Annotated in this window: 12 protein-coding genes; 5 read left to right on the forward strand and 7 right to left on the reverse strand. The window is 48.3% G+C overall.

Going from position 1 to position 11,086, the window contains the following annotated elements; genetic code table 11:
- Window positions 1-5: 5 nt before the first annotated feature.
- Entirely contained in the window at window positions 6-1,610 is a 1,605-nt protein-coding gene (locus P397_RS0103815; protein ID WP_028105691.1) for an alpha-glucosidase, read from the forward strand.
- An 87-nt stretch (window positions 1,611-1,697) separates the two neighbouring features.
- Here P397_RS0103815 and P397_RS0103820 read toward each other — a convergent pair whose 3' ends face one another.
- The 4 genes from P397_RS0103820 to P397_RS0103835 all read right to left on the reverse strand — a co-directional run bounded on the left by P397_RS0103820 (window position 1,698) and on the right by P397_RS0103835 (window position 4,313).
- Window positions 1,698-2,426 (reverse strand): MBL fold metallo-hydrolase, encoded by a 729-nt coding sequence (locus P397_RS0103820; protein ID WP_026832047.1) that lies wholly within the window; start codon window positions 2,424-2,426, stop codon window positions 1,698-1,700.
- Between the two features lie 101 nt (window positions 2,427-2,527).
- On the reverse strand, window positions 2,528-3,331 hold the full coding sequence (locus P397_RS0103825) for an SMP-30/gluconolactonase/LRE family protein (RefSeq protein ID WP_028105692.1): 804 nt from the start codon (window positions 3,329-3,331) through the stop codon (window positions 2,528-2,530).
- Between the two features lie 43 nt (window positions 3,332-3,374).
- Window positions 3,375-3,899, reverse strand: coding sequence for a YceI family protein (locus P397_RS0103830; protein WP_026832049.1), 525 nt, complete (start codon window positions 3,897-3,899; stop codon window positions 3,375-3,377).
- Between the two features lie 150 nt (window positions 3,900-4,049).
- Window positions 4,050-4,313, reverse strand: a complete 264-nt coding sequence (locus P397_RS0103835; RefSeq protein ID WP_012371399.1) for a metal-sensitive transcriptional regulator — start codon at window positions 4,311-4,313, stop codon at window positions 4,050-4,052.
- A 225-nt stretch (window positions 4,314-4,538) separates the two neighbouring features.
- On the opposite strand from P397_RS0103835, the gene P397_RS0103840 reads away from it, so the two are divergent.
- The 3 genes from P397_RS0103840 to P397_RS0103850 all read left to right on the forward strand — a co-directional run bounded on the left by P397_RS0103840 (window position 4,539) and on the right by P397_RS0103850 (window position 8,065).
- Entirely contained in the window at window positions 4,539-5,084 is a 546-nt protein-coding gene (locus P397_RS0103840; protein ID WP_028105693.1) for an RNA polymerase sigma factor, read from the forward strand.
- Window positions 5,084-5,845, forward strand: a complete 762-nt coding sequence (locus P397_RS0103845; RefSeq protein WP_028105694.1) for an anti-sigma factor — start codon at window positions 5,084-5,086, stop codon at window positions 5,843-5,845. Before P397_RS0103840 ends, P397_RS0103845 begins: the two co-directional genes overlap by 1 nt.
- A gap of 177 nt (window positions 5,846-6,022) precedes the next feature.
- Window positions 6,023-8,065, forward strand: a complete 2,043-nt coding sequence (locus P397_RS0103850) for a putative bifunctional diguanylate cyclase/phosphodiesterase (protein ID WP_028105695.1) — start codon at window positions 6,023-6,025, stop codon at window positions 8,063-8,065.
- Between the two features lie 251 nt (window positions 8,066-8,316).
- Here the strand turns inward: P397_RS0103850 and P397_RS0103855 are convergent, their stop codons facing one another.
- The 3 genes from P397_RS0103855 to P397_RS0103865 are packed head-to-tail and all read right to left on the reverse strand — an operon-like array spanning window position 8,317 to window position 10,349.
- Window positions 8,317-8,664, reverse strand: a complete 348-nt coding sequence (locus tag P397_RS0103855; RefSeq protein WP_028105696.1) for an iron-sulfur cluster biosynthesis family protein — start codon at window positions 8,662-8,664, stop codon at window positions 8,317-8,319.
- A 51-nt stretch (window positions 8,665-8,715) separates the two neighbouring features.
- Complete coding sequence (locus P397_RS0103860; protein WP_028105697.1) at window positions 8,716-9,444, reverse strand: TspO/MBR family protein; 729 nt, start codon at window positions 9,442-9,444, stop codon at window positions 8,716-8,718.
- Window positions 9,445-9,503: 59 nt separating this feature from the next.
- Entirely contained in the window at window positions 9,504-10,349 is an 846-nt protein-coding gene (locus P397_RS0103865) for a DegV family protein (protein WP_028105698.1), read from the reverse strand.
- A 186-nt stretch (window positions 10,350-10,535) separates the two neighbouring features.
- On the opposite strand from P397_RS0103865, the gene P397_RS0103870 reads away from it, so the two are divergent.
- Window positions 10,536-11,081 (forward strand): helix-turn-helix domain-containing protein, encoded by a 546-nt coding sequence (locus tag P397_RS0103870; protein WP_026832056.1) that lies wholly within the window; start codon window positions 10,536-10,538, stop codon window positions 11,079-11,081.
- Window positions 11,082-11,086: the final 5 nt, after the last annotated feature.

Below are 11,086 nucleotides of genomic sequence, written 5' to 3' on the forward strand. Positions count from 1 at the left end.
ACCGGATGAATCGAACCTGGTGGAAAGAAGCCGTTGTCTATCAAGTGTATTGGCGCAGTTTTAAGGACTCGAACGGAGACGGGATGGGAGATTTACGGGGTGTGATCGAAAAGTTGGATTACATCGCGTCACTTGGTGTGGATGTCATCTGGTTAAACCCCTGTTATACATCACCCGATGTCGATAACGGATACGATATTTCCGACTATTACACAATCATGGAAAAGGCGGGAACGTTGTCCGATTTGGAGGAATTGATTGCGGCAGCCCATGAGCGGGGCTTAAAACTGATTCTTGATCTCGTCGTCAACCATACGAGTGATCAACACGCTTGGTTCGAGGAGTCGCGACGTGGCAAGACGGGCGAAACGGCGGACTGGTACATTTGGCAGGACGGGGAAAAAGGAACACCTCCGAATAACTGGCGCTCCTATTTCGCACCAAGCCCGTGGACATGGGATGAGACACGCGAGCAGTATTATTTCCACTCGTTTGCATCGGAGCAACCGGACTTGAACTGGGAACATCCAGCCGTTCGACAAGCCGTCTATACGATGATGCGGTGGTGGGCGGACAAAGGCATCGACGGATTCCGGATGGATGTCATCAATCTGATTAAAAAACGCGCCTCGTTTGCGGATGTTGCCGATCCCTTTGATCTGTCCTATCTCGGCAATCAACCGGGCATCCATTCCTTTTTACAAGAAATGCATGACGAGGTGCTTGCGGGGACCGATTTATTTACGGTCGGAGAAATTCCGTTCGTCGGTCCGGAAGACGGTTTGCTGTACGTCGGGGAAAACCGCAATGAATTACGGACGCTGTTTCACTTTGAAGTGGCGGATGACATGGAGACGATGGACTTACCGCGGTTCAAGCAGATTCAAAAACAGTGGTATGACGCATTGTATCCGCGTGGTGTCGCGTCCCAGTTCCTGAACAACCATGATCATACACGTCAGGTGACACGGTTCGGAAGCGAACGCTACCGGGTCGAAAGTGCGAAATTACTTGGTTTGATGTTACACACGTTACCCGGTATCCCGTATATCTATCAAGGCGAAGAAATCGGTATGACCGGGATCCGGTTTTCTGATCCGGAGGCCTATCAAGACGTCGCATTCCGGAATCAATACGCGGAACGGGTTGCAGCTGGTGAATCACCGGGGACTGTCCTGTCATCGATGCAGATGCGGGCGCGGGACAATTCCCGGACCCCGATGCAATGGAACGCAAACCAACTGGCAGGATTCACGGAATCTGGCCATTCCTGGATGACGGTCAATCCAAATTATTTAGAGATTAACGTTGAGGCGGCGGAACAAGATCCCCATTCCGTCCTCGCCTTTTACCGGACACTGATTGCCTTACGGAAAAAACATCCGGTCATGGTGTACGGCGTCTACCGCGATTTGGCGATTCAAGATCCGTATTTGTACGTCTACGAGCGGGAACTGGACGGTGTCACATGGCGGATCGTTTTGAATCTTCATGACGAAGCCGTCACGACGACGCTCGCTTTGCCAGAAGAACAACTGCTGTTGTCCAATCATGAAGCCCATGATCCAAAACGGTTGGCACCGTATGAAGCTCGTTTGTACCACTATTAAACAGAATAACCGGACGAATGAAACACCGCCGTTCCTCTTTGTCGCGATGCGATCGGGAGAAACGGCGGTGTTTTTTCGTATATTCGTTTAGGTATAACCGTTTCGCTTTTTAGCGGATAACAGTTGTTCGAATCGATCGACCGCTTGACGCATATCAAAGCTTGGTGCGACGACAAGCGGACCATGACCAACCGCCAGCACGTCCGGTGTCAACTCCGTCAACTGATGCGCGGACTGGAGTGCCACCTCCTTATCCCACGTAGCAAGGGACGGGAAGGGGAACTGCCATCGTGTGTCGCCGGATACGGCTAGTCCACCTTGTGTTTGAAACGCATCTCCGGCAATCAACGTCCGGCTGCCTTCATGCCAAAGGGAAATCGAGCCTGGTGTATGACCGGGTGACGCAATGACACTTAAACTGCCGATCTGTTGACCACTTTCGAGTAACCGATCAGGACGGGTCTTGATGTTTTTTGGAATGCCGCCTTTAAGAGGTGTCGTTTCGCCTTCGCGTAACGATTCGTCGCCACTGAGCAGGGCGGCATCCCGATAACTGATGGATACTTCAGCGAGCGGGAAGGCACTCGCTAAAAAATCAAGGGAACCGACATGATCGGCATGCGCGTGGGTCAAGATGATGGATTGTAACGGTTTATCAAAAGACTTGATGACGGAATAGATGGCTTTGGCATTCAGTGAGATGCCTGTGTCAATCAAGGTAAGGCTGTCTGCTTCTTCAAATAGGTAACAGTTGACCGGGAAAAAGGACGGGGTCGTTTGCAGTTGATGAAGCCGTTCAATCGATGAAATACGCATCCGGGTACACTCCCTCGTCAAAATATTCGCTTCTCTTTCAGTATCGCCTGTTTTAGTACAGGCGTCCACAAAAAAACTCCCTCAAAAGGGAGTCTTAAACATCAATACGTGACTTCGAAAACGGCACCGGCATGTTCGGCGTCGTCGCCGTCCGCGGCCGTCGTAACGAGCAAACGGTCTTCATACAAAATCGGGCATGTCGGATTCGAGACAGGGAACTCGACATGGGCGAGTTTTTCACCTGTTTCAAGATTCCAACGCGTTAAGCACGACCCGGCATAATGGGCGATGAAGACGTGACCGTCCCGATCTTTTGTCATGCCGTCCGGAAAACCATCCTCGTCTTCTAAATCGATGGTAACACGACGGTTCGTCAACGGTTGATCCGCCGCATAATCAAAAGCATAGACCTTTTTCGTCGGCGTATCGATGTGGTAAAGCGTCTTCCCGTCTTCCGACCAAACGAGTCCGTTTGAGTTCGTTAAGTTTTCAAGCAAGACATCGACTGAACCGTCATGACGCAAGCGATACAGCGACGCTGTTTCACCGTCTTCCTCATTGATGCTGCCCGCTACATATTGACCGGACGGATCGAGTTTCCCGTCGTTCATCCGATCCGATTCAGGCAGTGTCAACTGGGTTTCCAGTGAGAGGCGTCCTTCTTTTAAGTCGAACGTCCCGAAGCCGTGTGCCGACGTGACGCGCAGGAAGTCCGGTGCGTCCGTCAAGGCGATCGAAGTGATCGCGCTTGGCAACTGATACGGTTTTAATGCTTCTGTCGTTAAATCATATGAAAAAAGAAGCTGACCCGGAATATCGACGAAATAAAATCGTTTTGTTTTGGCATCGTACACCGGTGATTCACCGGTCTTACAAGAAACATCAATAAAAAGTGACACTGTCATATCATTTCCCCCTACAGATACTGTTACGTGAATTGATTAATGATTAAGCGTGAATGAATTCGAGGTGCAATTGGAATTTCACATCACTGCCGACCAAGACGCCACCGGCTTCAAGCGCGACATTCCATGTCAGGTTATAATCTTCGCGTTTGATTTTACCGTCCACTTCAAAACCAGATCGTGTATTGCCCCAAGGATCAACACCGCTGCCTTCATACTCGACTTTAAACGTTTCCGTCCGCGTGACGTCTTTAATCGTCAGATCACCCGTGACTTCATATTCGTCACCGGAGTGTTTTTTAAACGAGGTCACGCGGTAAGTAATGTTCGGATATTGCTCGACATCAAAAAAGTCGGCAGATTTCAAATGCGTATCGCGGTCATTGCTGCGAGTGTCGATGGTTGCGACTGGAATCGTCACGACAGCGGAGGCATGTTCTAAATCATGCGCTTCCCCGCTGACATCAAACGTAAAATCACGGAATTCCCCTTTTACTTTTGAAATCATCATATGTTTGACTGAGAATGAAATGGAGCTGTGGTCTTGATCGAGCTGATACGTGGTCATGGTCGATTCCTCCTCATGTTCAATTCACTTTAAGCACGCCTTTTAATGTTCCTTTTTATCTTGATTGCAAAACATCTAAATGAAGAGAATCAAAAATGCCCTGCTCCGCATTCAAGCGGAGCAGGGCAAGTAAATGATCCTAAGGGACGATCAACGACTTTTGACAAGTAGGTTGACCGCTTCCTTGACCAATTCTTCAGTTTGTCCTTCACCGGACTGTTCCGCTTCCTTGACACACTCGATGAGATTCGAGCTGACGACGACACCAATCGTCCGGTCGATCGCGGAACGCGCAGCGGACAATTGGGTGATGACATCGCGGCAATCCTGCCCTTCTTCCATCATGCGCAAGATGCCACGAAGTTGTCCTTCGATGCGGCTGACCCGATTCTTCATTTTCCGATCGTAATCCATTCATTTTCCTCCATTCTAAGATGCAATCCGTCTATTCGATACCTTTATGCTATGCCCATCATAGTATTGCTGTCAATCCAACCGCTTTTTGAGCTATATTTTTTAGTAGAATAGGGAATATGGATGTGGTGGACAAAAAATGAAAAAAGATAAAAAACTAAAACGATTTCGCGTCAGCTTGCGTATACTATATGATAAGGCTGACTGATCACAAGGAGGAGAAGGATGCATACTCAATCCGATGAATCGCTTTATCATGAGATGCGCAGTGGAGATGAACTGGCTCTTGAAGCACTTTACGAAAAGTACGAAAGGCTTTTGTTCTCATTCGCTCATCGCTTTACGAATAACGATCGTTTATCAGAAGAAGTCATTCAAGAAGTCTGGATGAAGATATGGAACGGACGCGTTGATTTTAATACCGATAAAGGAAAGTTCTCCTCTTGGATATTAACGATTACCCGCAATGCCGCTCTTGACTGTTTAAGACGTGAAAAACGACAACCGACGATCGAAGTCGAGGAACGGGATGGTGGATTCGATGAACCCGTCGAACGCACCGTCATCGAACGGGAGACCGCTTCGGAAGTCCGGAATGCCGTCAGCGAATTAAAACCGGATCAACAGGAGTTGATTGAACTGGTTTACTTTAAAGGATTGACCCAGCAACAAATCTCAGATCAATTGAATTTACCGCTCGGAACGGTAAAAACGAGAATCAGGAGTGCCATCCAATCACTCCGAAAAATAATAGACGGGAGGGAACGTTGATGGAAGAACGTTGTCATGACTTAATCGACTACTTCAACGGCACATTATCAGCTAGCGATCGCGACGCGTTCGAAGCACACTTGGAAACGTGTGATGACTGTAAGCAGGCGCTTCAAGAGATGCAAGACTTGATGCTCCCCATCGCGGAATCGCTTCCGGCACGACCGGTACCAGCAGGCATGAAATCAAGAATTCTCGGGGAGGTCCTCGGATCTGCCCGTCCGACTGAAGAACCACTGGAGTCGACATCGAACGAGCCCGTTCGTCAGGAAACGCCACACGTTTCCGAATTCGAAACCGCTCAAACCGAGAAAAAGAAAAAACGTTCCGTCCCGCTCGGATGGTTGATGAGTATTGCGGCTGCTTTAATCCTGTCACTTGGTGCCAACGCGTATTTCCTTTCACAGGACGAAGCTTCGCCGGAGGAAGAGTTCGCGATGGATGAAGTCAAAGGAATGGGCAACTTTGAGAGTACCGCCTCCATCAAGGGATCCAGCATGATCTTTACGAAAGATGATCAGGAATATATGCTCGTTCAACTAAAAGATTTACCGCCTTTAAAAGAAGGGGAGTTATATCAGCTCTGGACGATTCAAGGGGACACCCCACGCGCGAACGGAGTCATTGAACAAGACGGAGAAGCCGCTGCGGTCTTCCCGCTGAAAGGAGACGGAGCGATTGATGCCGTCGCCATCACCGTCGAACCGGAACCGGATTTAGAAAAACCGACCGGTGAAATCGTCGCTTCTGTCGCTTTATAAAAAATGCTCACACGAGATGCCGGAATTCCGGCATCTTTTTTTTGTCCTTTTTCGAGTTTGTCCATCTATTTTAGAAAAAGCAGATTGATTCTGATGAAATTTCGGAAGAAGACTGAAGAAATGACGGCAAGTAGACGATACTAATAGGAATGTCAGTCAAAAAGAGAGGCACTTACCATGAATGAATGGATCATCTTAACAAAACACTATGAAGAGACATTGGTCATCCTATCGGTCATCGTTGCCATCGTCGGATCCTATGCTTCTCTTGAATTAAATCGCCGGTTAGCTAAGGCAACCTTTTTGAAAAAACGCGCACTGTTTTTATCGTCATTAACAATGGGATTGTCCATTTGGGGCATGCACTTTGTCGGGATGGGGGCATTTGAGTTGGCAGTCCCGGTCAGTTATGACTGGTTCTTGATGTTTTTGTCGATCGTACCCGCCGTGACGGCCGCATGGATTGCCTTTCATTTATTATATTATTCAGAGCTCACCTGGAAAAAGGTGATGGTTGCCGGGGCATTCATGGGCGTCGGAATTGCGATGATGCATTATCTCGGGATGGTCGCGATGCAGTTCGGCGGCGATGTCCGGTATGACGCAACGTTGTTCATCTTATCGGTCCTGATTGCGATTACGGTCGCCTATGTGGCACTGCTGTTGCTCTATGTGACACGTCATGTCAAGAAAAAACGGATTTTGATTCCCGTCGCGATTGTGATGGGATTTGGTATTTCAACGATGCATTATGTCGGTATGCTCGGAACGACGTTTTGTATTCCGAGTAATTCAAACGTTGATCTCGCAGCAGGTCCGGTGACATCGAATGTCCTGAGCAATGTGGCCATTCCTGTATTCATCATCATCATTCTGATTGTTGGATTGTATATACATCTCGAACGTCGGGCCTTGCAGGTGATGGCGTATACCGACCACTTGACGGGTCTTCACAACCGGCGGTGGCTCGATCATCACATGCACAAAGTCGATGCCCAGTACAGCCGGACCAAACAGCATATGGCGATGGCCTTACTTGATCTGGATGGTTACAAATGGATCAATGATACGTTTGGTTTTGATCAAGGAGATGCTGTCATTCGTCAATTTGCGGATCGGATTAAAGGGTTACTGCAAGAGGATGAAGCGTGTATCCGGTACAACGGAACCCAGTTTTTCCTGATTCAAAACATTGATCCGGACCAGCTCGACCCAGCATTCACTGACGTGTTGGAAGCGATTCGGCAACCGATTTCGCTGGAAGGACAAGAGATTCATCTGACAGCGACGATCGGCATCATCGTCCCGAATCCGGATGATACGTTGGAGATGCGGATTGGTCAGATGGAGAGTGCTCTACGTGCCGGAAAAAATGAAGGACGCGACCGTTTCGTCATTTACGATGAAGCGCTCCATTCCGACCGCCGGGAACAGCAAATCGTCGGTTCGTTACGACGGGCGATGACGGACTTTAAAGAATTTAATCTGGTTTATCAACCGAAAATTGCATTAGCGACAGGAAAAGTGGAACAGGCGGAAGTTTTGATTCGTTGGAATCATCCGAAGTTTGGATTCATCTCACCGGCAGAATTTATTCCGCTTGCGGAAAAATACAGTCTGATTCATCGGTTGACGCAGTGGGTGCTCCAGGAAACCGTCAATCAGATGGAAGTCTGGCGGGAAGAAAATCACTTCATCCGGCAAGTCTCGGTCAACCTGTCGGCGATGCATTTTCGGTCCGAATCACACAACTTGATGATCAAGGAAATCGTCCATCACTCACTGAAAAATGGCGGGGAGCTGCAACTGCAACTCGAAATCACGGAAACGTCCGTGATGGAGAACTTGGAACGGGCTCTCTTGATGCTGGGAGAATTGAAGCAGTTGAGTTTAACGATTGCGCTCGATGATTTCGGAACCGGCTTATCTTCGTTGACGCACTTGAAGCATCTGCCGATCGATATTCTGAAGATTGATAAATCCTTCATTGATGAGGTCCCACATGATGAACGGGGGACGGCGATCACGGAGATGATCATTCAGCTAGCTAAGAGTCTCGGGATTGAGGTCGTTGCGGAAGGTGTCGAGACGCTCGAACAACATGAATTCCTCAAACGTCTGGGGTGTGATTATGGACAAGGATACTATTACAGCCGCCCGGTTCAGGTCAAGGATTTGGACCAGCAGACGATCGAACGAACGGTTCTGAATGTCGGCTGAAACTGTCAAAAAAGAAATCCGTTTTACTGTTTTATACGTATACTAGATAAGCACGCGGGTACAATGCGTGTGATCATGGGGGACGCAACAGCTTCATGAACAGATTCCGGGCAGGGATTTGTTCGACTCGTGCAAGATGCAGACAGAATCGCAGTACATTTACGATACGACTCGCTCTGTAATCAACCCAGCTCCTGTCTGTCCATCTAACTACAAAGGCAGCTTCCGCAAAGGAAGCTGCCTTTTTTGATTCATCGGTTAGCCGTCAGCTGACAGCCGGTTTGATCCGTGACAAGAACATTCGTATTAAAATATTGACCGTCACTTTTTAGAATCAGTGATTTCTTCTCGGCGTTGTAGTCGAGGGTCATCTCTTGATCGAGAAAGTGACTCGACCAGCGTTTGACGAGAACGGGACCAACGTTTGAGTCGATCGTCATATCTTCGTCTGTTGCGGCAGGGACAAGCCGGATGCTGAAGATACCGGAGTTCCCGCAACCACAACCTTCTGTATCGTAGTAGAGATGCAATTGACCTGCCGTATCGCCGCGTAATTGGTCGATGCGACCAAGAGCAGCTTCTGTAAATGTGATGTGCATGACATTCACTCCTTTGATACTAGTATACGCCGAACGGAACGGAAAATAACGTTACTTGCTCACGTGTACCTGGCGGCGCATCCGGACAAGCAAGAAGACATATCCGGCGAGTAAAACGACGACGCTGCCCAAGACGACCGTATCGACCAGTCCGTTATCTGACTGGAAGTTGATCGCGATATAGGCCCAGACGAAGACGAGCGGATAGATCGGATCGCGGTTCGCGAACATGAACAATAAGGCGACGACGACACCGACACCCAGCATGATCATCGTCCAACCGGAATCCCCGATGCCAAGCAAGGAGTTGATGTTTTCTGTATCGAGTGTCAGGAAGATGTTGGCGATCGTTGCGACCGACACCCAACCGAGGTAGAGCGAAAACGGAAGCTTAAAGCGTAAGGCTTTTGTCTCGCGATCGATTTTCGAATAGATGACGATCAACGAAAGCAACAGACCAACGATGACGACGACAGACAATGGGAACAGTTTGAATGAGAACGTGACGATCCATGCAGCGTTAAACAGACAGCTGATCAAGAACCATGGACCAATTTTCTTCGCAATTTCATGTTCCTTGAACTTTGGAATCGTCTGTAAAATCAACCAAACGAGTAAAATTGCATAAATCAATCCCCAAATCGAGAATGCGTAACCTGCGGGTTTGAAGAGTGTCGAAATCGTATCCGAAATACGACCTGTTTTTCCACCGTCTAACGCATTGATGGCAATCGTGAAGACAAAACCAAGCCAGTTGAGCCAAATCCATTTGTTTTTCAAAACAAAAACCTCCTTTAATCTCTAAAGGAGGTTTACCCGGATTCCGGAATTTCTAGACATCAGCGTCGGCTCGTCGGATTGAGGAAGGACATGCCGATCGCTGGATTACCGGTATGCGAACCGAGGACAGGTGTCAGATTATCGATTCGGACTGTGACGTCAAACCGTTGCTCAAGCGCCGTCTTCCACTCGAGTGCCAAGTCGTACGCAGTCGCATGAAACAACGAGACATCGGTCACGGTGCCGCTTTCGAGCATCTCGACGAGGTGATCAAAAATCATGCCATGTGCTTTTTTGAACGTCCGGACCGTCTGATACGGTACGATTTTTCCGTCTTCAAAGTGGAACAGGGGACGGAGTTGAAGCAGGTTACCGACAAACGCCTTTGTCGAAGAAATCCGTCCGCCGGCCTGCAGTTGATCCAAATTGGCGACAGTAAATTCAATATGATGATCGAGTCGACGGTTCAGAATGTGTTGTTCGATGTCTTCGACGGCAGCGCCTGTTGCTGCCATTTCGATCGCTTCCGCCAACAGTTGACCTGCCGGATAGATTCCGCAACGGGAATCGATGGCAATCAACCGAAAACCGGCAATCTCTGCTCCTTGGACCGAGGCATTGTACGTACCGCTCAGTTCACTGGATAGATGAACGGCAAAGCCGATATCGTACTGTTCTTTTAAGCGTTCGTAGTGTTCGGTGAACGTTCCGATCGATGGTTGGCTTGTCGTCACCTTATGCTTGGCACCAATCCATTCATAAACGGTTTCTGCTTGCACGTCGACGCCGTCGACAAAACTCTCGCCATCCTTCATGACGAGAAGCGGGACGACGGTCAGGTCGTCACGGTCGGCGATCGAGTCCGGTAAAATGGTTGTACTGTCTGTAATCCATGCAATTTTCATGCTGTCTCCTCCTTGTTTTAGTACCTGATATTAATTGTAGGTGTAAGCGTTATCGGTGTCAAATGGACCTCGGAAAATTTAAAACATTTTAGTTGATTAATTGACTGAATACGCTATAATCGGTACGTGATTAGTAAACTTAAAGTCGTCTTATACTAAACTGACGAATCGAAAGGAGGGCGCGGATTGCGTACGATCGGCAATAAAATCAAGAATCTGCGTCTTCAAAAAGGACTGACACAAGAAGAACTGGGTGAAAGAACGGATTTGAGCAAAGGATACATCTCGCAGATCGAACGTGAAATCAGTTCACCGTCGATTGAGACCTTGTTCAGTCTGCTCGAAGTACTCGGTATCTCCGCAAAAGATTTTTTCGATGAGGATACATTAAATCAAAAGGTCGTCTATGCACAAAATGATGTCACGAGTTATGAAGATATAGAACAAGGGTATCATGTGACGTGGTTGATTCCGGAATCAAACGAGAAAGACATGGAACCGGTGTTACTTCAGTTGGCGCCGGGAGGCGCGTTTAAGACATACGAACCGTCAGGAGCCGAGACGTTTGTCTACGTGTTAGAAGGACGTGTGACACTTCAGCTGGGACGACAATCCTATATTGCAGCCCAAGGCGAGACATTATACTATAAGGCTTCTGAAATTCATCAATTACGAAACGAGTCGGATACAAAGACAAAGGTACTCGTCACGGCAACTGATTCGTACCTATAAGGAGG

This window comes from Exiguobacterium undae DSM 14481, assembly GCF_000620805.1.
GTDB lineage: Bacteria > Bacillota > Bacilli > Exiguobacteriales > Exiguobacteriaceae > Exiguobacterium_A > Exiguobacterium_A undae.

Coding starts and splice junctions, on each gene's coding strand:
- P397_RS0103815 (WP_028105691.1), top strand. CDS start 6: ATGAATCGAACCTGGTGGAAAGAAGCCGTTGTCTATCAAGTGTATTGG.
- P397_RS0103820 (WP_026832047.1), bottom strand. CDS start 2,426: ATGCGTATTTCATCGATTGAACGGCTTCATCAACTGCAAACGACCCCG.
- P397_RS0103825 (WP_028105692.1), bottom strand. CDS start 3,331: ATGACAGTGTCACTTTTTATTGATGTTTCTTGTAAGACCGGTGAATCA.
- P397_RS0103830 (WP_026832049.1), bottom strand. CDS start 3,899: ATGACCACGTATCAGCTCGATCAAGACCACAGCTCCATTTCATTCTCA.
- P397_RS0103835 (WP_012371399.1), bottom strand. CDS start 4,313: ATGGATTACGATCGGAAAATGAAGAATCGGGTCAGCCGCATCGAAGGA.
- P397_RS0103840 (WP_028105693.1), top strand. CDS start 4,539: ATGCATACTCAATCCGATGAATCGCTTTATCATGAGATGCGCAGTGGA.
- P397_RS0103845 (WP_028105694.1), top strand. CDS start 5,084: ATGGAAGAACGTTGTCATGACTTAATCGACTACTTCAACGGCACATTA.
- P397_RS0103850 (WP_028105695.1), top strand. CDS start 6,023: ATGAATGAATGGATCATCTTAACAAAACACTATGAAGAGACATTGGTC.
- P397_RS0103855 (WP_028105696.1), bottom strand. CDS start 8,664: ATGCACATCACATTTACAGAAGCTGCTCTTGGTCGCATCGACCAATTA.
- P397_RS0103865 (WP_028105698.1), bottom strand. CDS start 10,349: ATGAAAATTGCATGGATTACAGACAGTACAACCATTTTACCGGACTCG.